The sequence below is a fragment of the Kitasatospora sp. NPDC001261 genome (genome assembly GCF_042896795.1).
In the GTDB taxonomy this organism is placed as follows: Bacteria; Actinomycetota; Actinomycetes; order Streptomycetales; family Streptomycetaceae; genus Kitasatospora.
Map to the genome: position 1 here is coordinate 77,099 of NZ_JBIAXP010000007.1, position 22,041 is coordinate 99,139.

A 22,041-nucleotide genomic window follows, 5' to 3' on the forward strand; every position below is an offset into this window, starting at 1 on the left:
CCCACACAGGTTGGAGAAAAACAAACACCCCCGCCCCCCCCCCCCCCCCCCCCCCCCCCCCCCCGGGGGGGGGGGGCGCCCCCCCCCCCCCCCCCGGGGGGCCCCCCCCCCGACGCCAACGCGCGTTCTGGCCCGGCAACTTCCGAGAGCCTGCGTCGCGATCCCTACGCCCGCCTGCCGACGTACGCCGAAGGCCCCCTTCTGCGAGTGCCTGTCAGGCAAGGGAGCAACCCCCGCGAGCGCGGGGCCGACATGCAGCAGGTGACGGGAGGGCAGGCCGAACTGGAGCAACTCCCGCGAGCGCGGGGCCGACCAGCAGCCCGAGCTGGCCCGCGCGAACACGATCGAGCAACCCCCGCGAGCGCGGGGCCGACCACGTCGGCGAACCTGGCGAGTAGGTCAGTCAGGAGTAACCCCCGCGAGTACGGGGCCGACTCGACCGAAGTGCACGACGTCGTCGCCGAGGCGGAGCAACCCCCGCGGGCGCGGGGCCGACTGAACAGTGAGCACATTGGCGCGCGCGTACGGAGAGCAACCCCCGCGAGCGCGGGGCCGACTCCAGCACGCCCCGGGAGTCGGGCAGGTCGTAGGAGCAACCCCCGCGAGCGCGGGGCCGACGTGCCGCGGCCACCCGTCGGCGCCGGGATGTCGGAGCAACCCCCGCGAGCGCGGGGCCGACTGCGACCTACGATGGGCCGGTGTCCGACACCGAGAGCAATCCCCGCGAGCGCGGGGCCGACTACACCACGTCCCCGCGCTCCGTGACCTCCGCGGAGCAATCCCCGCGAGCGTGGGGCCGACGCGAAGTGCGGGCCCGTGGCGACGGCGTTCTCGGAGCAACCCCCGCGAGCGCGGGGCCGACCTGGGCGCGCAGTTGGGCGATGGCCGACTCCAGAGAGCAACCCCCGCGAGCGCGGGGCCGACGAGGACTGCGGTGCCCGCGACGGTGGCGCACCGGAGCAACCCCCGCGAGCGCGGAGCCGACTCCCGGTAGGGGGTGCCATTCTCCAGCAGCCGGGAACAACCCCCGCGAGCGCGGGGCCGACAACGTCGTACTGCGCCAGCCGAACTCCGAGGATGAGCAACCCCCGCGAGCGCGGGGCCGACGGGACGGACAGCAGGTGGCCGCCGAGGTCGGGGGAGTGACCCCCGCGAGCGCGGGGCCGACACGATGTTGCTCGCCGGCCTCACCCCCGACCCGGAGCAATCCCCGCGAGCGCGGGGCCGACCCGTCGAGCAGGGCCCGGATGTCGCGGTAGGCCGAGCAATCCCGGTGAGCGAGGGGCCGACCGGTGGTCGGCCATCTCAGAGTCGTGGCACCGGGAGCAACCCCCGCGAGCGCGGGGCCGACTGCCAGATGCTGATCCGCAGCAGCACCTCGGCGGAGCAATCCCCGCGAGCGCGGGGCCGACCCGGCGTCGTCCATCAGGATCTGGACGCTGATGGAGCAACCCCTCGCGAGCGCGGGGCCGACGGCACCGTGTACGCCGGCGTCATCCCCACCACGGAGCAACCCCCGCGAGCGCGGGGCCGACCCCACCGTCCCCGAGGACGACCCCCGTCGCACGGAGCAACCCCCGCGAGCGCGGGGCCGACCGGAGCGCCTGGGCCTCTGTGAGGAGCTGGGCGGAGCAATCCCCGCGAGCGCGGGGCCGACTCGGCGAGCAGCACGGTGGTGCGCACCGGCCTGGAGCAACCCCCGCGAGCGCGGGGCCGACCCAGACCGTGCCGGTCGTCAACGCGTTCTCGCAGGAGCAACCGCCGCGAGCGCGGGGCCGACACCGGCAACCACCCGGTGCTCGGCGCGTAGAAGGAGCAACCCCCGCGAGCGCGGGGCCGACACTTCCTGACCTGCGGTGATCTGCGTCAGCAGGCGCCGGTTGATTCAGTTCGATTCGGTTGGCTTCCCAGAGCAGACCTCATGCGCCGATCGTTGTTTCTTTGTGAATCCAGGGTGGATTGTCAGTGCCTCGATCTACGCTCCGAAGCGTACTCGGACATGGAGCGTCGAGGCATGGTCGGTGACCGCTGGCAGTGGTACCCGGCAGCAGCACCGCCCTCGGCGCACCCGACGCGGGCATCCCCCAGCTGGTCCCGCCCGATGGCTCCGACCGCTTCATCACCGCGGCCGCCGTCCACCAGCGCGGAGCCGGCCTCAGCGCGACCGCCGAGGAGATCACCCCGGCCCTGCTCCACCGCCTCCCACCGACGACACCCTGACCCGCGCCGCCCGCGAGGTCAGCACCGAAATCGCGGCGATGCCCAGCCCGACCACCGTGGCGGAACACCTCACCACCCTCACCCACCCCACCACCTGAGCCACCCCGACCGGTGCCGGGCGGCGTCCGCACGGAACCCCCCTCCGTCCGGACGCCGCCCAGCGCCGACCGATCCGGGGCCCACCGTCCGTCGCCGGACGGTCCGTCAGACCCGCCCCAGGTGCAGCGGCAGGTGGTTCAGCTCCCAGCCGACCGGGCGGTCGCCGGGGATCAGGGTGCCGGGGGCGGCCGCGAGTGACAGTCCGGGGTAGCGGTCGAGGAGCCGCCCGAAGGCGATGGCCGCTTCCAGCCTGGCCAGCGCCGCGCCCAGGCAGAAGTGGATGCCGTACCCGAACGAGAGGTGGTGGTCGGCCTGGGCGGCCCGCTTCCGGGTCAGGTCGAGCCGCTCGGCGCGGTCGTGGTGCCGCAGGTCGAGGTTGGCGGCGTCGAGGTGGGGGTGGACGGCCTGGCCCCTGCGGATGTGCACGCCCCGCAGGACGAGGTCGCGGTCGGCGTACCGCAGGCGGGCGGAGGGTACCGGGCCGCACCAGCGCAGCAGTTCCTCGACGGCGTGTGGCAGCAGCGTGCGGTCCTGGCGCAGCAGGGCGAGCTGGTCGGGGTGGGTGAGCAGGGCCAGGGTGCCGTTGGCGATCAGGTGGGCGGTGGTCTCGTGGCCGGCCAGGACGAGGATGAGGGTCATGCTGACCATCTCGTCCTCGCTCATCGTCGCGTTGGAGGGGCCGCTGTCCGGGCCGCCGTCCGCGCTGTCGTCTCGCGCCTGGAGCATCCCGCTGATGAGGTCCTTGCCGGGCTCCGCGCGGCGGCGGTCGATCAGCTCCCGGACATGCCGGACCAGGGCGGGTGTTGCCGTCCGCAGCCGTTCGGTGTGGCCGGCCGTCAGGTTCCGGCTCCAGTCGGACCAGAGGTGCCGGTCGGGCTCCGGGACGCCTACCAGTTCGCAGATCACGGCGACCGGCAGCGGGTAGGCGAAGTGCTCGACGAGGTCGACGACGCCGAACTCGTCACGGTGGTCGGGCAGTTCGTCGAGCAGGCGGTCGGTGATCAGCTCGATCGACGGGGCGAGGAGCTGGATGCGGCGGGCGGTGAACTCGCGGGACACCAGCCGACGCAGGCGGGTGTGGCGCGGGGGGTCCAAGTCGACGATGGCGTTGAGGAAGTAGTGGTGCGTCTCCGGCGGCAGCCCGAGCGCGGTCAGGCCGGCGATGCGCGGGTCGGGGGAGCCGTCGGCGGCGAGGGCGGAGGGTGCGCTGGTCAGGCGGGGGTCGGTGAGGACATCGCGGACCTCGGCGAAGCCGGACGCCACCCAGCCCATGGACCCGTCGGGCATCCGGCTCTCGCGGACCGGACACTCGCCGGCGTGCTCGGCGAGTACGGGTGCGGGTGCAGGTACCGGCGCTGGTACGGGTGCCGGCGGTGCTACCGCCTGGTCGTTCGGCATCGTGCGTCGTCCCTTTCCGGGGCGGCCCGGTGCCTCGGGCACCGGTCGGGCCTCTCTGAGGCGGTCGGACATCTCTGCGGCGGAGGGTTCCCGGGAGACGAAGGACGTCCGGGGCCCGGGCCCGCCGGGCGCTCACAGGTGGAGCGGGAGGCGGGTGAGTCGGCGGCCCACGCCCGGCACGTGGACGCGTTCCAGCCGGTCCGGGGCGACGGCCAGCCGGAGGCCGGGGAACCGGGCGGTCAGCGCGCCGAGCAGGACCTGCGTCTCAAGGCGGACGAGGGCGGCACCGAGGCAGAAGTGGGCGCCGTGGCCGAGGGCGACGTGGTCGTCCTGCGCGTCCTGGTAGCGGGTGATGTCGAGCCGGTCGGCGTCGGGGTGGTACCGGCGGTCGCGGTTGGCACCGAGGAGGGAGAGGACGTCGGCCTCGCCGGCCCGGATGCGGGTGCCGTGCAGGTCGATGTCCTGAGCGGCGAAGCGCGGCCGGGTCGCCGGGACGGAGCCGCCCCAGCGCAGCAACTCCGTCACGGCCGAGGGGAGCAGGACGGGGTCGTCGCGCAGCAGGTCCAGCTGGTCGGGGTGGGCGAGCAGGGCGGCGAGGCCGTTGGCGAGGAAGTAGGCGGTGTTCTCGTAGCCGACGTTCGTCACCAGCATCGTCATCGTGACGATGTCCCGCTCCGGGAGGGGAGGTTCACCGTCCGGGGAGGGCGTCACCATCGCGCTGATGAGGTCGTCGCCGGGGGTGCGCCGACGCTCCTCGATCAGCGCGAGCACGTGGTCCACGAGGGCGGGCGCGGAGTCGCGGACGAGGTCGGTGTCCAGGCCGTTGAGGTCGTCCGCCCAGCGGCGCCACAGCGGGCGGTCCTGCTCGGGAATGCCCACCATCTCGCAGATCACCGTGATCGAGAGGGGAAGGCGACCTCCTCGATGAAGTCGACGCTGCCGTCGGCGGCCGCCCGTCCGGGCAGCTCGTCCAGAAGCCGGTCGGTGATCTGCTCCACCCGGGGTCGCAACGCGTGAATGCGGCGCGCGGTGAAGTGCGGTGCGACCGCCTTGCGCAGCCGGGTGTGGTCGGGCGCGTCGAGGTCCAGCAGGGCGCGCAGCAGGTACTGGTTCATCCGCTCCGGCAGGCCGAGCCACCGGATCTGCGCCATGCGGGGGTCCTCGCCGGTGAACCCCGGTACGGAGAGCGGGGATTGCACCAGCCGCGGGTCCCCGAGCCCGGCCCGGACGTCGTCGAACCGGGTGATCATCCACGCCGGCAGCCCGCCGGGCAGGGTGATCCGCACGACGGGCGCCTGCTCCCGCAGCCCGCCGAGCACGTCCTCGGGCAGCTCCGGGCACTGCGGATCGAAGATCAACGGGCAGGCAGAGAACTCCGGTTGGCCGGGCGCGGGGGAGTCACCGTCGGAAACCTCGCGCGGATTCGCCGGGCTGGTGGTCAAGACGCACCCCACTTTGTGAACGCACTGCTCATGCCCCTGCAACTCCGACCCGCCGGGATCGGTCACGGCCTCGGCCCCCGCAGGTGTGACGCCTGGACACCGCCTTGCCCGCGCTGGCCGAAGCCCGCCGCGGAGTCCGGACGAAGTCCCACAGCGCCACGGCGGACCGGGGCCGCCGGCCGCAACGCACACCAGCGCGGAGCCGGCCTCAGCACGAAACAGCGGCTACCCGGATCCAGGGCAGCCCCCGCGAGCGCGGGGCCGACTGCCGCCAGTCCGCCCTCTTGAGCGCGTACTTGGAGCAACCCCCGCGAGCGCGGGGCCGATCCTCGAGGTCTCCAGGTCCTCGCCTTCGGTGTGGAGCAACCCCCGCGAGCGCGTGGCCGATGTGCGGAACAGCCGGGCGGGGGCGGCCGGGTGGGAGCAACCCCCGCGAGCGCGGGGCCGACTCCACGGAGCGAGTTAGTGCCGACTGGGCCCAGGAGCAACCCCCGCGAGTGCGGGGCCGATGTACCACCTGAAGCGACACCCGGCGGGCCTAGGGAGCAACCCCCGCGAGCGCGGGGCCGACTCCACGGAGCGAGTTAGTGCCGACTGGGCCCAGGAGCAACCCCCGCGAGTGCGGGGCCGACGCACCACCTGAAGCGACACCCGGCGGGCCTAGGGAGCAACCCCCGCGAGCGCGGGGCCGACGCCCAAGGAGATCACCGCATGAGTGGAATGCCGGAGCAACCCCCGCGAGCGCGGGGCCGACGGTCGGGCGGGCGGCGCGTTCACGGGCGGCCTGGAGCAACCCCCGCGAGCGCGGGGCCGACAGGCTGGTCGGCATGCCAGCGGTGGGCGGCTCGGAGCAACCCCCGCGAGCGCGGGGCCGACAGAGCTTTCTCGGCGGAGCGGATCTGGTCCGGGGAGCAACCCCCGCGAGCGCGGGGCCGACTGCCCCCGCCCTGGCGAGCCAGAGGGGGGGCACTGATCAACCCCCGCGAGCGCGGGGCCGACATGGCCTGGCGCGTCCGGCTGTTGGTGCCGGCGGAGCAACCCCCGCGAGCGCGGGGCCGACCGAGCTGGTCGAGGGCGGAGCGCAGGAACGGGAGAGCAACCCCCGCGAGCGCGGGGCCGACCCGCTGAGCGCGATCGACAGGTGCACGCCCGCCGAGCAACCCCCGCGAGCGCGGGGCCGACTCGGCCATCAACTGCTGGAACGACACAACGCCGGAGCAACCCCCGCGAGCGCGGGGCCGACCTGACCACTTCCCTGCCGCGGTTGGCGCTGGAGGAGCAACCCCCGCGAGCGCGGGGCCGACCGGTGCCGTCGGCGTGGCGGCCGATGGCGGCGGGAGCAACCCCCGCGAGCGCGGGGCCGACTGGTCGCCGCCCGGGAAGGTGATCACCCGCCCGGAGCAACCCCCGCGAGCGCGGGGCCGACGCTTCCTGACCTGCGGTGATCTGCGTCAACTGGCGCCGGTTGATTCAGTTCGATTCGGTTGGCTTCCCATAGCAGACCTCATGCGCCGATCGTTGTCTCTTCGTGAATCCAGGGTGGATTGTCAGTGCCCCGACCTAGGCTCCGAAGCGTACTCGGACATGGAGGTCGAGGCGATGGTCGATGACCGCTGGCAGTGGTACCCGCCTGAGGTAGAGGGCTGGTTGGGTGCCCTGTGGGGCAAGTCTGCCGGGCGGGCCGGAGGGACGGCCAACCTCCTGCTGTCGCACATGCTGGACACCGCTGCCGTGGCGGAGATCGTCTGGGACCGATACCTGCCGCCGGTGACGCGGCGGCGTCTGGACGCCGTCGCGGGCGGGCCGGGCAAGGGGCGACGGCTGTTCGCCTGGCTGTGCGGGATCCATGACTGCGGCAAGGCCACCCCGGTGTTCCAGTGCCTCGACCCCGCTGGCGAGGCCGCGGTCCGCCAGGCGGGCCTGACTTGGGACAAGTACGCGGTGAAGGGGGTGTCCTGGCGGCACGACAAAGCCGGTGCCCGCGTGTTGAGGGCGCTGCTCACCGAAGCGACGTGGTCGAAGGAGCAGGTCGGTTGGGTCTGGCCGCTGGTCGCCGGCCACCACGGTCTGATCCCGACACTGGGGCAGCTGAGCCCGCCGAAGAGGAACGAGAGGCTGCAGGGAAACAGCCGGCCCTGGAAGCTCGCGCAGTCGGCGTTGGTGGAGGTCTTCTCTCGGGAGCTCGGCTACGAGGGCGAGGCGCCGCTTGTCGCCGTCGAACCTCTGGAGGTGCCGAGCCGAGCGATGCAGCTCCAACTGGCCGGCTTCGTGGTGATGGCGGACTGGATCGCCAGCGACGAGCGGCACTTCCAGGGAGTGCCGGACCTGGCGGCGGTGACGATGCCGCAGGTGCGGCAGCGGGCCGCGGCAGCGTGGGCGCGGCTCGGTCTGCGCGGTGGGTGGGGAGCGCTGCCGGTACCTGGTCCGGAGGCGTTCCGGGACCGCTTCGGCCACGGGCCCAGGCCTTCGTGATGACGCTCTCTGAATTTGGCTCTGACCGGAGTTCCGTGAAATCCCAGGTCAGCGGCATGCATGCAGGATCGTTTCCCTGCGGGATGACCTGCGCGTGGCTCTCCGCTCGATCGAAAATGTGCTGTTCCCCGGAGTCGATGTTGAACTGGAACGGCTGACCGCCGACCCAGGGGCCGTGCTGGTGGAGGTGGCCGCGTGCGGCCCGCCGGCCCGTTGCCCAAGCTGCGGAAGCCCGGGAAGACGGAGGCATTCCACCTACTGGCGAACTCTTGCCGAACGCCCGCTGGCAGGAAGAAAGTTGGCGATACGCCTTCGTGTGCGGCGCTACTTCTGCGATCGCGCCCGGTGTCGGCGAACGACCTTCGTCGAGCAGGTCCCCGGACTGAGCGAGCGCCACCTGCGTTCCAGCATCGGGCTGAAACAGTGGCTGCGGGACGTCGCCGTCGAGCTGGGCGGCCGGGCCGGCGAACGGCTGTGCCACAAGCTCAGCATCGCCGCCGGCCGGACCCGCCTCCTCGGGCTGCTGGAGGCGCCCGAGGTTCCGGAGCGGGCGCCGCGGGTGCTCGGCGTCGACGAGTTCGCCTTCCGCAAGGGCCGCACCTACGGGACCGTCCTCGTCGGCGTCGAGGCCGGCCGCGTCGTGGACGTGCTCCCGGACCGCACCTCGGAGACCTTCGCCGCCTGGCTGCGCGAGCATCCCGGCGCGGAGATCATCTGCCGCGACCGCGCCACCGCCTACACCCGGGCGATCAAGGAAGCCGCACCGGACGCGATCGAGGTCGCCGACCGCTGGCACCTGCTCCAGAACCTGTCCGCCGCAGTCGAGAAGACCTGCCACCAGCACCGCTCCTGCCTGCGCAAACACGTCGAACAGGAAGAGCCGCCGCCCGAACCGCCGACGATCGACCTGCCGCTGCTGCAGCTGCCCCGCACGCCGATCATCGAGCGAACCCGGGGCCGGTACGCGGACGTGCACCGGCTGCTGGACCAGAAGTGGACGATCAGCGCCATCGCCCGCCACCTCCGCCTCGACCGCAAGACCGTCCGGAGGTTCAAGACCACCCCACTGGACGAACTCCTCGCCTCCGCGCAGGACTTCGGAGCCGCCAGACGCGGCCTGATCGACCCGTTCAAGCCCTACCTAAACAGCCGCTTCACCGCAGGGTGCACCAGCGCCCAGCAGCTGTTCCGGGAGATCCGCGAGCGCGGCTACCAGGGCAGCGTCCAGGTGGTCCGCCGCCACGTCGCCTCCCTTCGCGAAGGAACCGCCGAACCCGTCCGCGCCGACATCCCCAGCCCCCGCCGGATCACCTCCTGGATCATGCGACCGACCGGAACGCTCACCGAGCACGAACAGGAGAAGCTGCTGGGCGTCCGGATCGCCTGCCCGGACATCGCCAGGGCCTACGACCTGGCCCGATGCTTCCACGACCTCATGACGAACCGACTCGGCAGCCTCCTTCCGGAGTGGATCCGCGAGGCCGAGCAGGACGCCCCCGCGCCCGTCCGGTCGTTCGCCGGCTTCCTCCGCCAGGACCTCAAGGCCGTCACCGCCGGCCTCACCCTCGAATGGAGCTCCGGCAAGGTCGAAGGCAACGTAAATCGGATCAAAACGCTCAAGAGAGCCATGTACGGCCGGGCCTCGTTCCGCCTCCTACGGACCCGGATCCTCACCCGACCATGAGCATCACGGAACTCCGGTCAGAGCCAATTTCGAAGATCCTCATCATTCGCAGGAGTTGGTCCTCGACGTGGTGTGCCGGATGGGCGGGCCGGGCCTGGTGATCGTCGAGGCGCCGATGGGGGAGGGGAAGACGAAGGCGGCGCTGGCGGCGGCCGAGCTGATGGCCGCCCGTCATGGCGCGGACGGAGTGTTCCTGGGTATGCCGACCCAGGCGACTGCGGACCCGATGTTCACCCAGGTCCGGTCGTGGCTGCGCGAGGTCGGCGACGGCCTGGAGGACCAGGTCACGCTGCTGCACGGCAAGCGGATGGTCAACGCGGAGTGGCGCCGTCTCCTGGAGGGCACCGGTGAGTGGGGTCAGGACGCCGACTCCTACAACGTCGGCCCCGCACATGCGGGGATGGCTCCGGCCTCGCCGACGGGCGGCACCACGTCTACTGGGTCGGCCCGCACACGCGGGGATGGCTCTCTCTACGAGACGCCGGTACGCGCGGCCAGTTCGCTCACGCCTGCCACTGTCATGGGCGCGTACAGGAGGTCTGCCGTCAGCGCTCGCAGGGCTGGCCGGCGGACCTCCTCGGGGGCGACCTGCTCGGTGAACGTCAGGGCTGCGAACGTGCGGCGGTGGTCGCCGAGGTGGTGCCACATGCGCGCGCAGTCCGTGCCGTACCGGGCCCGGCGCTCTGCTGTCGGCAGCCGTCCCGGGGTGATCCGTGCCGCGTACGGGACGCCCTCATCCGGGGTGCCCAGCGCTGTGTGCACGCCGATCCAGTACAGGTCGGCCTGCGCGGTGGTGGCGTCGACCGTGAACAGCTGGGATCGCGGCCGAGTGGTGGCGTCCGCCAAGCGGCCGACCGCGTCCTCGGCGCCCGCCATCAGATCGAGGGCGTCCGTGCGGCGGTGCCCGCACGCCGCCGTGTAGGCCGCTGTCATGAGCAGCGTCGCCGCCACCGCCCGGGAGGTGTCGCCCGGGCCCTGGCCAAGCGATCCGGCAGTGCGGCGCAGGAGGTCGACCGCGGCGGCCGGGCGGCCGGCGCGCCGCATCGTGATCGCCAGGACGCGGGCCGCCTCTCCCTGAACCACGGGGTCACCGCTGGCCTGGGCCGCAGCGAGAGCCCGGTCCGCCGCTGGCCAGGCGACGTCCGAATGGCCCTTCAACGCGAGTTCCGTCGCCAGCACCCAGGCACGGGCCACGTACGCATGCGCGTCCTCCCGGGCCCGGCCGGCCGACGCGTCCCGGGTCGCCTGGGCCGTGCTCAGCAGGCCAGGCAGAGCGGCACCGAGATCCTCGTACCGGGCCGCCGTGAACTGCGAGCGCGCTGCGGCCAGCGCTCGGCCGAGCTCCTGCAGCGACACAGGCACCGAAGCTGTCGGCTCGTAGAGCGCCCCGACGATCCGGGTCGACGCATCCGGCCGGGCCGCGGCCGTCGCCGTTGCCGGGAGTGCCGAGGCTCCGGCGGCTGCCATGCCGGCCACGAGCAGCTGCCTGCGGAGCATGACATCCTCCTGATCCGGGGTCACATCTCGCGCCAGAGTAGCCGCTCCACCCAGGCTAAGGGCGTCAAGCTGCAGACCCAACACCTGGACGATCACGGCGAGCGAGTGGTCGGCCGGCCGCAGCAGGCCCGCCTCCACCCGGCTGATCGCGGACGCCGAGTAGCCGCAGGCCTGGCCCAGTTGAGCCTGAGTCATCCGCTGTGCGCACCGGGCGGACCTGATGGCCGTCCCGAGCTGACGTTGGCGCTGACGCGACACGACGCCCCCTCCGACTACGCGGGGCCGCCACCGTATCGGCAGGACCGCGCCCACAGGCAGGGCGTGCACAGGGTGTGCGGAGCACGCACACGGCGTGCGGGAGCCGCCTCCATGCCTCCCTGAGCGGCTGACGGACGGGAAGCCTGGTGAGTGCCCCGGCCGGGCGCCTCCCCATCCACCTCTCACCCAGAGGAGAGTGCGTCATGAGTGCAGCCCTGCTCGACCGCCCCGAGGTGCAGAATCCGGCCCACGACACCTCGCAGCCCGGTAGCCTGCCGCACAGCGACCAGCCCGCGGCCGCCATGGCCTGCCCGATGTGCGGGTCGGGCGCCACCTACCAGACCATGGACGGCCGGTGGGGCTGCACCCAGTGCGGCTCGACCTGGGCCTGAGCAAGCAGGAGGACGGCAGCATGCCGATCTGCGCCGAGTGCTGCACGGCGGATGCAGTCATCGAGGACCTGGACGTGGACCCCCCTCGGCCGTGGTGCCTGGGGTGCGCCACCGCCCTGGTCGCCGCAGGTGACCCGGTGATCAACTACCGGGCCCTGACGGCCTCGGCAGCCGAGTACTCGCGTACCCTGACGGCCCGCAGCACCGCGACGTTGCCGTTCGGGTAGCTGCCGACCGACCACACGACGAACGCGCCCCCGCCCGGCCGAAGCCGAGCGGGGGCGCGGTAGTTCAGAGGCGGAGCCCAGCGAGGACAGCCACCAGCGCGGCCAGTAGCCCGAGATGATCCCGACGACCGAGGACACCGGCTGCACCTGTCGCCGGTCCGCCTACCGCACTTCGTCGGCCGCAGTCCGGGCCCGCTCACCCTCGACCGGGTGCCGCTCGTGGTCGGCGAGAGTCTGCCCGGTCTGGCGGTCGGACTGCTGGAGCAGGCGCAGCGTTCCGTTGATCTCAGCTCGCTACGGAGTTCTGCCAGGTTCGTTTCCATCGTCGTGAAGGAGTCCGCAGCCGGGGCCGGGCTCGTCACTGGCGGTTCGGGGTAAGCAGAGTCGCAGAGTTCGAGCCGCCGACGGTGGCCTCGAACGCCTCCCTTAAGGACGGTCAGCGAGGTCGGCAGCGCCGCCACCGCCGCCTTGACCGTGCCGATGGACCTCAGGTCGAACCTGTCCGCCAGCAGCAGGCCGAGGACCGCTAAGCCGGAGCAACCCCCGCGAGCGCTGGGCCGACACCCGCTGGATGGTTGAAGTCAACGCCGGCGTCGAGCAACCCCCGCGAGCGCGGGGCCGACCATGCGGTACATGGTCCGTGCGACGGCCAGGCGGAGCAACCCCCGCGAGCGCGGGGCCGACACTTCCTGACCTGCGGTGATTCGCTTCAGCGAGCGCTATTTGATTCAGTTCGATTCGGTTGGCTATCCATAGTAGAGCTCATGGGGTGTTGGTGGTGGAGTCGGCTGGCTTTGTGGTGATGGTGGACTGGATAGCAAGTGGCGAGCGGTACTTCGCTGGCGTGCCCCGTGCTGACCAGGGAACTGGCGGAGGTTCCTGGGGCAGAGGGGCTTCGGGACCGGCGGCAACATCGGGAACAAGCCTGCGAAACGTGAGGGAAACGGCCCGTCGGATGGGCGGTGCCGGGGGAGTGGGAGTGCCGCCCCGTGCGCTGTCGTGCCGCGCACCGGGGGCACTTCTAGCCTGTCCAAGTGGTGCTGCGTGTCGGTCAGTTGTCCACGTCGTAGGCCACGGTGACCGGGGCGTGGTCGGACCACCGCTCGGCGTGAGTGTCGGCGCGCTCGACACGCGCGTCGGTGGCGCAGGCGGCCAGCGTGGGGGTAGTGACCTGGAGGCCGATGCGCCAGCGGAACGACACCTTTCGAAATAGGTCCACCCATTCGAGCGCAGCCTGTTCGAGGGTGCCTGCTGGCCTGAGTGGCAGGGGATACCCTGTGAGCACTATGACGGCGTTGGCGCCGGTTCGGGCGGAGGCCGGCTCGCGTCCGCGACGCCGCACGCGCTGTTGAAGGAGTGGGAGATCGTCGATCCCTTTGAGGATCCGGACGTCTCCGCCGATCACTCCCCGGGAAGCGATCGGACCTGGGGCTGTGGCGCACCGAGCGGCAGGGCGAGTGAGACGCGATGGTGTGAGGCCACGGTCGATCGCGCGTTCCGGTCGGCCAAGGACGGCGCCGATGTCGCCTACCAGGGGGAGGAGAACCACAAGGTCCTGGTCTGGTCAAGGTCTTCCTGATGCTGGCGTCGGTCTTCGCGGGGATGGAGCTCAGGGGCCGACCGCGAGTATGCCCCCGGGCTGTTCGACGGGTCGGAGCAGCCCCCGCCACCGTGGGGGCGACGCCCTGGCCGAAGGCGCCGTACAAGCACGCCGGGAGCAACCTCCGCGAGCGCGGGGCCGACGCCAGCCGGTTCGGTCAGCGCGGTGACGGCGCGGAGCAACTCCCGCGTGTGCGAGGCTGGTGTTTCCTGACCCGGGGTACTTCGTCTCCGGGTAGACCAATCAAGTCAGTTCCAAGTTCCAGGTGCGCCGTCCCGCCGTGCGCGGGCGGCTTTCCACCCGAGCGTCCGGGACTATCGGCTGAGGCCCTCCTCCGGGGTGTAGGTGATGCCGAGGGGCCCGCTGATGCACCTGCCGGTTGTGGGGTCGAGGAGGGCTGTACGGCGATAGCGCAGGGCGGGGCGGTCGAGGGTGGGCCAGGTGCTGGGGCGCGGGACCCCGTTGCGGTCCGACACCCAGGTCATCGGGATAGAAAGGGTGTTGAGGAGGAAGTCCTTCTGCTGCCTCCGGCGCTCGCCGCTGTCCGCCGGGTGATAACGAGTGTCTGCGAACAGCAGGCCGACGCGGTCGTAGGTGAGTGCCCCGTTGGACTGCTGGTAGAGGGCGAGGCAGTCAATCGAGGGTGTGCCGAGGCGGGACAGCGCAGCGATGCCCGGGGCGCCGATGTTCCGGCCGCAGCCGTGGGCCCTGCCCGACGCGAGATCGTAGGCGGTGGCTGGCGTCCGGCCCCGCCGGCCGTAGGGGCGGATCGGGCGGGCGGTGACCTCTCCGTACTCGTTGGTGATCGCGGCTTGCCAGTCCTGCGCGGTTCGGGCCAGGAGTTGCCCGAGCGCACCGGGTTGCGGGGAGGCGGGGCCGTAGACCTCCTGGATGAGGGCGCTGTGCTCGCGGGCGTTCAGGGCGAACCGGCCGGCCTTTCCCGCTCGCAGGTCGAGGGCGTGCCAGGTGGCGGCGAGCGTGTACGGCGCGTAGACACTCCCATCGGGGTTTCCGTGCGGCCTCCCGTTGTCCGGCTCCGGAGGGTCGACGACGGGCAGCCCAGCGCCGTCGGGCTGCCACAGCACGGTGAGCATGGGCTCGGTGAACCACGGGGGCCGGGCGTTCCGGTGGTGCCGGTGGAGGCGTCCGTAGCGCTGGATGAGCAGGTCGATCGGGGCGAGGTCGGTGTAGAGCCGGTCGAAGTCGATATCGAGGGACTGTTCGATGACCTGAGTGGCGATGACGAGGAGTCGGCGCGGGCGCCCGGGGTTGGGCTCGCCGGTGTCCGGGCCGGGGCCGAGAGCGTCGACCAGACGCGTTTCGAGAGAGAGGCGGTCGCGGCCCATCAGCCGACCGTGCAGCAGGATGATCTCGTCCTTCCGCCACCCGTTCCGCAGTCCCAAATCGCGCGCGGTGCGGTGCAGTTCGACCGCAGATGCGACCCGGTTGCGGACCACCGCGGTGATGCCTCCGTCCGCGGTCTCGCGCAGCAGCTGGGTGGCGAGGCCGACCGGTCCAGGCAGCGGCTGGAGTTGCACGTCAGTGCCGACCTGACGAGATAGGACAGTCGCCACACCGCCGTCCCCGGCGTGGCGAACCGCGCCGTCCTCGGCTTCCCCGGCACGGCGTACGGTGCCGGTCCGGTCGACGACGGTGACGGGGCCGGTCTCCCCGGTGTCCCGGGCGACGGCCTGCTGCCCCGTGCACCAGGCTTGGACGAGCGTCTCCCGCACCGGAACGGGGAGCGTCGCGGAGAGCACGACCACGGACGCCCCGGCATCCGCGAGCCATTCGACTGCCGCGTTGAGCATCCCCTGTTGGAAGAGTTGGTAGGCGTGGGCCTCGTCGATGACGACCGTCTTCCCCGCGAGTCCGAGGAGGCGCAGCATCCAGTGGCGGTTCCGCTGAGGGAACAGGACGACCTGGTCCACGGTGCCGATCCCGAACGTCGAGACCAGGCCGAGGCAGCTTCGCAGGTACCAGGGGTTGAGGATGACCTCGTCGGCCTTGCCGTCGCGGGGCTCGCCGCTGTCGTGCGAGGCTGCGGCGACGGAGTCGGGTAGGGAGCGCAGGGCGTTCTGCTGCCGGGTGGCTGCGGCGTCGATCAACCGGTGGACCAGGTCGGTGGCCTCGGCGGCGGAGTGGACGACGGTGAGGTTGCTGGTCGTGGCGCCGTCGGTCGAGTTCCTGACGAACTTCTCCAGCTCGCCTGCCGCCTGGTTGGTGGCGGCTCGGGTCGGCATGGCCATGAACAGGCCCTGGTGACCATTGGTCATGGCGAGGTGGTGGGCGATGGCGAACGCCAACCGGGTCTTCCCGGATCCGGTGTCGGACTCGATGACGACCAGTGCCGGGCCGGCGTCGGGGAGGGCGGCGAGTGCGGCGCTCTGGAACGGGCGGGGTGTGGTGCCGGGGAACAGTTCGGGCCAGGTCCGGGGTACCGGACGCCACCGGTCGAGTGCGAGGTCGGAGATCGCGTCCCGGGCCTGGCACTGGGATGCGGACCACCAGTCGGCCACAGGGGTGCCGAGCCGGCGGTAGGCGAAGTGGTCGTTACTGGAGGCGATCCAGTCGGCCAGGATCACGAGACCGGTGAACATCGGTAGGACGGAGGGGCGTTCGGGCCTGACGAGGGCCGGCAGGGTAGCGAGGGCGACGCCGATGAGTTCGGCGGCCTCCGTGACGAGGCTGCGATAGACGGGCTCCCATACCTCGATCGGGGCGGCGCCGGAGGCCCGCTCGACCGTGTCCAGGTCGGGGATGTGGCCGTGGTGGCCGCCCAGCAGCAGGGCGACGGTGTGCAGGCCGGGGGACTCGGCCCCGTCTCCTCCGCAGCGTTCGCAGTCGCAGCCGAGGATCCGGGGCAGGTGCGCTGCCGTGATGTGCTCGTGCCGGGCGTCGGCCTGACCGTCGGGATGAGCGTCACTGGGGAGTCCAGCCGTGGACGCCTGGTCCCGCCAGGCTCCCAACTCGCGGCCTCTGAGCATCACGTCGTCATTGCGGCCCGTTCCGAAGGTGCGGAGGAAGCAGCCGGCCCCCTTGCCCAGGTCGTGCAATCCGGCCAGCAGCATCGTGGTCTTGCGAGCGGTCTCCTCGTCGCCGGCCCCGAAGGACTCCGTGAGCCGCAGTCGCATCCCGGGCGTGAGGTATCGGTCCCACAACTGTCCGGCGCACGCGGCCGTGTCGAGGACGTGTGCCGTGAGCGGGTTCCATGCCGGACCGCCGGTTCCGCGGGATCGGCGCGACTGGTCGGTCTTTCCCCAAATCGTTTGGTGTGCCGGAATGTTGATGGACTGTCGATGTGTCAAGACGTGCCTCCGGGAGCTGTTACTGTCGTGCCGCGAAGACAGACCCAACGGAGTTTGTGATTGCAGTGATGTCTCGCGCACGCCGGCTCGCCGGTGCGGCGCGACCCCGTGGTGGGAAGGAGCGGACATGCGATGGGATCCACGCCACCAAGCATGTATCCCGGTACTGACAATCGACGAAGTCCCGCTTCGGGCCGGCTCTGCGGGCGAGGGCGAACCGCAGCGGTCCACCCCGGCGAACGGGGATGAGTCGGGCCGGGCCGGCCTCGCGAAGGTCTCCGTCGTCCAGGCACTGCGGTACGCCGACCGGATCGCCGCCGTGTACGGGCGGACCCCGGGGGAGACCACCGCGGTGGTCGAGTGGCTGCTCGGTGTGCTGTACGCCGCCGGGTGCTACCCGGAGACGTACGGCGAATGGCTGGCCTGGGTGGAGAAGCGGGAACCGCTCACCAATGCTGCGGACTGGCTCGTCCGCCACGAGGGCGTGTGGGACCTGTTCGACGCGGAACGTCCGCTGGGCCAGAACGCCGCTCTGCTGAAGCACCTGGACGCCTTCGGTGTTGGGCCGGCCCAACTGGTGATCGAGCACGCCGGCGACTACAACCAGCACTTCGACCGCCGCCACCTGCACCACCCCGAACCGCTCCCGGCCGATGAAGCCTGGCGCGCCATGCTGACCCAGCATGCCTTCGGCCAGGGCCGTCGAGCCCGGATCCAGGCCAAGGAGATGGGCCTGCCGGCTCCGTTCACCAACCTGTCTACCTGCCGCCTGGGTTCGCGCATCCGGGTCCTCGCGCTCGGCCCCACGCTCGGCGACACACTGCGGCTCAACCTCGCCCCCTGGGACGGGGAGCCGGACGCCCTCAACCTGACGTGGGGCGACCGTCCCCGCCGGCCGTTCCGTCGCACCGGTGCCCATGAGACTCGCCGGCCCGATGGCCCCGCTGACCTCCACACCGTTCTCGGCCGCTCGGTCGTACTCCGCGCCGTGGTGATGGCGAACGGTGAGCCGGGGGTCGATCGGGTCCTCGTCGGACCGGGGGAGACGCTCGCGGCACTCCCCGACGTCTACCGTCAGGACGAGGTGATGGTCATCCGCGCAGGCAAGCCGGTGACGCTCAAGCCGCAGGCCTCGCGGGAGCTGTGGCGCGAGTCGCACGCGCTGTACGCCGCGATCGCCGAACGCGTCAAGGGCAACGACCTGTACGGGCGCCTCGCCATGCTGCGCAGCGACCGTCCGGAGCTGTGGGCCGTCGGCCTGCTGGCAGACCAGGGCCAGCCGGTCGCCTGGGTGGACGACCGCTTCCCGTTCGTCCCCGGACGCGAGGCCGGCCTCCGGCAGGCGAGCGAACAGGGATCGGCGATCGCCGAGTACGCGGCAACCGCGCTTCGAGCCGCCGCCGCCACCACCTGCGAGTACGTCTACCCGAGCGCCAAACCCGCCGACCGGACCGCTCAGTTGGCCCGCTTCAACGGCGAGCCCGAGATGTGGGCGGGAGCCGGTGCCGAGTTCCACGCCCTGCTCAACGCAGTCGCCGAGGGCCACCCGGTCGCGGACGCGCTGTCCCGGTTCGGGACCGAGATCAGGAGGCTCGCCACGGACGCCCTGAAGGCCAAGCTGGACAGCCTCCGCTTCGCCGGCCGGGAGCTGAAGGCGCACACGCTGGCCCTGAAGCGGCTCCAGGACGTCCTGGACCACCCCGATGCGCCGAACGCGCTGAAGGAGACCACCCCGTGATCGACCCCGCACCGGTGCTCCCGGAACCACCCGCAGAGGTGGCAGGCCCTTCTGACTCGCCCGTCGGGAAACAGGCACTCCCCGAGCCGTCTCCCGGGAAGCAGCTCACGGCCTGGCTCTGCGGCCTCGTCCGCGCCCGGCAGTACGGGCAGTTGGCCGACCTGCGCCGTCCGGTCGCCGTGACGCAGGCCCGTCTCATCGCTGCGAACTTCGCGCCGTCCGAGGAGACCCGGCCGGCCTTCGAGCACGTCGCGTTCCTCTTCGCCCGCTACCACGCCGGGCGGCTGGACCCGTCGCCGGGTCGGGGCGACATCGGGGCCGCCCTCGGTCGCATCGGCACGGGGGTGGGACGGGGCCAGGCAAACCCTGGCGCGGTGCGGCTGCTGGACCGCGTCGTGGCCTCGCGCAGGGTCCCCTGGCGCCACCTCCAGCACGTGGTCGAGCGCGCCAGGTCCTGCGACACCGTCCCCCCGTCCTGGGAGGTCCTCACCGAGGACCTCGCCGGATGGTCCGCCCGGGGGCGGCCGGTCCAGTACCGGTGGGCCCGTTCCTTCTACACCCCGACCTACACTCCCGAGACCCCGACCAGTACGCCCCGGCCGCGCGGGGCAGCGCCCGCCGCCGATCCGATCGGAGACAGCAAGTGACCAGCACCGTAGAGCCCTCGACCGCCGAAGCCACCCCCTCGACCGCTGAAGCCGCGTCGCCGACCGCCGAAGTTGCCGACTTCACCGGCGGGCAGTACCTCTCCCTGCACCTCCTGGAGACGATGGTCGCGGTCCTGCCGGTACGCGACGAGAACGGCATGCCCAAGTCGATCAGCCTCGGCGGCGACCTCCGGACGATGATCACCTCGCAGGCCCGCCGACGCGCGGAACGCACCTACTCCCGAAACCGTGCCAACACCGGCGACGGGCCCCTGGCCGGCTACACGATGGGGCTGCGGACCCGTGAGTGGGCGAAGATCACCGCCGCTGAGCTGGAAGCCGGGGGCTGGGAGCCGGGGACAGCCCTGGCCACGGCCAAGGCCCTACTGAGCGGCATCGGCCTGAAGTTCGGTGACAAGCCCAACACCGCCGACCTCACCAAGGTGCTGCTGTTCGCCCCCGAGAACGCCGGAAAGGTCCTCGCCGACAAGCTCCTCGAACACCGCGACGCCGTCGCCGAGTGGAGCAGCGCGTACCTGGCGGCCCAGGACGCCGCCGCAGAGAGGAAGGCGAAGGTCGCGGCCAAACGCCGCGCCCAGGCCAAGGACCGCAAGGAGGGGCGGGTGCCCGCGGACGAGCCCGAGGAGAGCGGTGGCGAGAAGCTGCCCGCTCTGCCGAAGGACCTGCGCTCCGCCGTCCTCACCGCCCTGGCCCCTGGTGACGCGATCGACATCGCCCTCTACGGCCGTTTCCTCGCCGGAATCGCCGACTCGCCCGACGTCGACGGCGCCGTCCAGACCGCTCACGCCTTCACCGTCCAGCCCGCCGAGCACATCGACGACTTCTACTCGGCCGCCGACGACGCCAAGCTCGACCGCAGGAACCGATCCCGCGCCAACGCCCTGGACTACCTGGACGCTGCCGAGGACTCCGGCGCGGGCATGACCGGGTACCAGTCGCTGATCTCCGGCACCTTCTACCGTCATGCGGTCCTGGACCGCCACAGGCTGCGCGCCAACCTGAAGGCCGCCGGAATGACAGCCGAGCGGATCGAAGCGGCCGCGGCCGCGGCCGAGCTGGAGGTGGTCGACGCCTTCGTCAACTCCCAGCCGAGGGCCAAGGCCAACACCACCGCCTCGACCGGCTCCCTGCCGAAGCTCGTCATGGCCTTCGACGGCAAGCGCCCGTTCAACTACGGCCTGGCGTTCGAGAACGCCGTCTTCGAGGAGGCCGACGGCCCGGCTTCCCTGGAGGCCACCCGCCGCCTCCTCGCCCAGCACGCCCTCGTCCTGCGCAAGCGCGACGACATCAGTCCGGCCCGCCTCCTCACCTACGACCTCGCGGTCGAGCGGCTGCTCGGTGAAGAGGCGGAGAAGGACAACCTGCCCGGCGTGGCGGTCGACACCATCGAGGAGCTGACCCGACCGTGACGGAGTCCGTCCTCCTCGCACGGCTCGCGGCGCCCCTCCAGTCCTGGGGGATCGGCTCGCACTTCGACCGGCGCGACACCCAACTGCGCCCCACCAAGTCGGGGTGCGTCGGAATGGTCGCCGCCGCCCTCGGCCTCAACCACGCTGACGACATCGGCCACTTGGCCGCGCTGCGGTTCGGCGTCCGAGCGGACCGCCCGGGTACGCCCGTCCACGACTACCAGGTCGTCGGCGGCGGACCGATGCCGCTCCGGCCGCGCGACCTGATCACGGACCACCGGCGCGCCGAGGCCGCCGCCGCGTGGCTCGACAGAGAGCGCGGTCCGACCTTCGGCCGGTCCGCCGACACGGCGCTCGCCTCCTGGTACGGCGCGCCCAAGGAGATCGCACCCGACGAGCGGACCGGGGTCCTCATCGCCGGGAACCTCCGCCGTGAACCGATGCAGACCTACCGCTGGTACCTGGCGGACGCCGCCTTCGTCGCGGCCTTCGAGAGCCGTGACCGCGAACTGCTCGAGCGGATCGCCAGCGCGCTGGAGCAACCGAAGAGGCTGCTCTGGCTCGGGCGGAAGTCCTGCCCGCCGTCCGGAACCATCGCCGGCGGGGTGCACCCGGGCACGCTGGAGACGGTCCTGCGGTCCACGGCCCCACTGCCCAACGCCACGGCGAAGCCGCCGTGGTTCTGGTGCGAGGTCCCGCCGGGCACCAGGGGCGCGAGCCGGGCCACCGATCAGCCCGTCACCTTCGACCCCGAGCGGCGCATGCACGCCGTCCGCTGGGAGACCCGCTCCCGCCTCACACCCGACCCGGACCCCGCCATCCGCTGGGAGGACCTGATCCCATGACGATCCGACTGATCACCTGCCACAGCATCATCGCCCTGGACGCCCGGCATCCCGTCGCGGCGCGGAGCCTGCTCGATGCCCAGGACATGCACCGCCTGGTGATGAGCGGCTTCTACGGCTGGTTGGAGGAGGGCCAGTCGGACCCGCGCGCGCAGATGGGGATCCTGTCGACGTGGAGCGTGGACCTCAAGACCGACACCCTGCTCCTGGTCGTTCAGTCCAAGGTTCCCCCGGACTGGTCGCTTATCCCCCGGGAGGCGCTCACCAGAAGGATCGAGACCCTCAGCGTCGACCAACCCTTGTTCAAGGGCGACCAGTTCACGTTCCGAACGGTCCTGAGTGCACTGACTGCCCGCTCCGACGGCAAGCCCGGGACGGGCCGCTCCCGCAAGGTCCCGGCGGTCAGGCCGGACCAGGTCCGCGCCTGGCTGACGAAGCGGTCGCAGCCGACTGTCGAGGGGCCGGGCAGTACGGCGGACAGCGGCGTGCGGTTCATCGGGGCGGAGATCGACCGGCGCTCGCTCGCCATCCGGATGCTGCCGCCGGTGACGAGCCACCACCACGCGGGGCTGAAGATCACCCGCTCCGAGGTGCGGGGGCAACTGGTGGTGGCCGACCCCGAGGCCTTCCATCGCACTCTGACGGACGGCCTCGGATCCGGCCGGGCGTACGGCTGCGGGCTGGTACTGGTACGACAGGGCGGCCCCCGCCCCTGAACGGACGTGACGGGCAGAGGTAGCATCACCTCTGCCCCGCCATGCGCGAGGATGACTCTGGAGTATGT

Annotated in this window: 15 protein-coding genes, 1 pseudogene and 2 CRISPR repeat arrays; of the genes and pseudogenes, 10 read left to right on the forward strand and 6 right to left on the reverse strand. The window is 71.9% G+C overall.

Translation table 11 applies throughout. The annotated features are described in order from the left end of the window. Positions 1-223 precede the first annotated feature (223 nt). Positions 224-1,841: direct repeats of the CRISPR family, unit length 29 nt; unit sequence GGAGCAACCCCCGCGAGCGCGGGGCCGAC. 193 nt (positions 1,842-2,034) lie between these two features. Next, positions 2,035-2,220: a nucleotide disphospho-sugar-binding domain-containing protein gene (locus ACFY4B_RS11610; RefSeq protein ID WP_387967382.1), complete on the forward strand. Its 186-nt coding sequence runs from the start codon at positions 2,035-2,037 to the stop codon at positions 2,218-2,220. 204 nt (positions 2,221-2,424) lie between these two features. Here the strand turns inward: ACFY4B_RS11610 and ACFY4B_RS11615 are convergent, their stop codons facing one another. The 3 genes from ACFY4B_RS11615 to ACFY4B_RS11625 form a co-directional block, all read right to left on the reverse strand. Further along, entirely contained in the window at positions 2,425-3,606 is a 1,182-nt protein-coding gene (locus ACFY4B_RS11615; protein ID WP_387967384.1) for a cytochrome P450, read from the reverse strand. Between the two features lie 243 nt (positions 3,607-3,849). Continuing rightward, positions 3,850-4,599 carry a cytochrome P450 gene (locus ACFY4B_RS11620; RefSeq protein WP_387967387.1) on the reverse strand — a complete coding sequence of 250 codons (750 nt, stop codon included), beginning with the start codon at positions 4,597-4,599 and terminating at the stop codon, positions 3,850-3,852. Between the two features lie 8 nt (positions 4,600-4,607). Further along, entirely contained in the window at positions 4,608-5,159 is a 552-nt protein-coding gene (locus tag ACFY4B_RS11625; protein WP_387967389.1) for a hypothetical protein, read from the reverse strand. A 237-nt stretch (positions 5,160-5,396) separates the two neighbouring features. Continuing rightward, positions 5,397-6,585: direct repeats of the CRISPR family, unit length 27 nt; unit sequence GAGCAACCCCCGCGAGCGCGGGGCCGA. Positions 6,586-6,743: 158 nt separating this feature from the next. Here ACFY4B_RS11625 and ACFY4B_RS11630 point away from each other — a divergent pair. After that, positions 6,744-7,631, forward strand: a complete 888-nt coding sequence (locus ACFY4B_RS11630; RefSeq protein WP_387967391.1) for a CRISPR-associated endonuclease Cas3'' — start codon at positions 6,744-6,746, stop codon at positions 7,629-7,631. Positions 7,632-7,818: 187 nt separating this feature from the next. Beyond that, positions 7,819-9,315: an ISL3 family transposase gene (locus tag ACFY4B_RS11635; protein ID WP_387967655.1), complete on the forward strand. Its 1,497-nt coding sequence runs from the start codon at positions 7,819-7,821 to the stop codon at positions 9,313-9,315. A 471-nt stretch (positions 9,316-9,786) separates the two neighbouring features. On the opposite strand, the gene ACFY4B_RS11640 is transcribed toward ACFY4B_RS11635, so the two are convergent. After that, positions 9,787-11,139, reverse strand: coding sequence for a helix-turn-helix domain-containing protein (locus ACFY4B_RS11640; protein ID WP_387967393.1), 1,353 nt, complete (start codon positions 11,137-11,139; stop codon positions 9,787-9,789). Between the two features lie 134 nt (positions 11,140-11,273). Between ACFY4B_RS11640 and ACFY4B_RS11645 the strand changes: the two genes are divergently transcribed. Both ACFY4B_RS11645 and ACFY4B_RS11650 read left to right on the forward strand, forming a co-directional pair. Continuing rightward, a complete protein-coding gene (locus ACFY4B_RS11645) occupies positions 11,274-11,462 on the forward strand; it encodes a hypothetical protein (protein WP_074006003.1) in 189 nt (62 codons plus the stop codon). After that, positions 11,426-11,689: a hypothetical protein gene (locus tag ACFY4B_RS11650; protein WP_380741996.1), complete on the forward strand. Its 264-nt coding sequence runs from the start codon at positions 11,426-11,428 to the stop codon at positions 11,687-11,689. Before ACFY4B_RS11645 ends, ACFY4B_RS11650 begins: the two co-directional genes overlap by 37 nt. Positions 11,690-12,740: 1,051 nt before the next feature. Here the strand turns inward: ACFY4B_RS11650 and ACFY4B_RS11655 are convergent. Together ACFY4B_RS11655 and cas3 are read right to left on the reverse strand one after the other, a co-directional pair. After that, positions 12,741-12,878 (reverse strand): annotated as a pseudogene (locus ACFY4B_RS11655) (exodeoxyribonuclease III); the annotation flags it as partial. Positions 12,879-13,603: 725 nt separating this feature from the next. Further along, positions 13,604-16,726, reverse strand: a complete 3,123-nt coding sequence (gene cas3, locus ACFY4B_RS11660; protein ID WP_387967396.1) for a CRISPR-associated helicase Cas3' — start codon at positions 16,724-16,726, stop codon at positions 13,604-13,606. Between cas3 and ACFY4B_RS11665 the strand changes: the two genes are divergently transcribed. Genes ACFY4B_RS11665 through ACFY4B_RS11685 form a run of 5 tightly spaced genes read left to right on the forward strand, consistent with a single transcriptional unit; the run spans position 16,725 to position 21,973 of the window. Then, on the forward strand, positions 16,725-18,335 hold the full coding sequence (locus ACFY4B_RS11665; protein WP_387967398.1) for a type I-E CRISPR-associated protein Cse1/CasA: 1,611 nt from the start codon (positions 16,725-16,727) through the stop codon (positions 18,333-18,335). The genes cas3 and ACFY4B_RS11665 overlap by 2 nt on opposite strands. Continuing rightward, on the forward strand, positions 18,332-18,982 hold the full coding sequence (casB, locus tag ACFY4B_RS11670) for a type I-E CRISPR-associated protein Cse2/CasB (protein WP_387967399.1): 651 nt from the start codon (positions 18,332-18,334) through the stop codon (positions 18,980-18,982). Before ACFY4B_RS11665 ends, casB begins: the two co-directional genes overlap by 4 nt. After that, positions 18,979-20,412, forward strand: a complete 1,434-nt coding sequence (locus tag ACFY4B_RS11675; RefSeq protein WP_387967401.1) for a type I-E CRISPR-associated protein Cas7/Cse4/CasC — start codon at positions 18,979-18,981, stop codon at positions 20,410-20,412. Before casB ends, ACFY4B_RS11675 begins: the two co-directional genes overlap by 4 nt. Continuing rightward, entirely contained in the window at positions 20,409-21,257 is an 849-nt protein-coding gene (gene cas5e / locus ACFY4B_RS11680) for a type I-E CRISPR-associated protein Cas5/CasD (protein WP_387967403.1), read from the forward strand. Before ACFY4B_RS11675 ends, cas5e begins: the two co-directional genes overlap by 4 nt. Further along, positions 21,254-21,973, forward strand: coding sequence for a type I-E CRISPR-associated protein Cas6/Cse3/CasE (locus ACFY4B_RS11685; RefSeq protein WP_387967406.1), 720 nt, complete (start codon positions 21,254-21,256; stop codon positions 21,971-21,973). The genes cas5e and ACFY4B_RS11685 overlap by 4 nt, the downstream gene beginning before the upstream one ends. Positions 21,974-22,041: the final 68 nt, after the last annotated feature.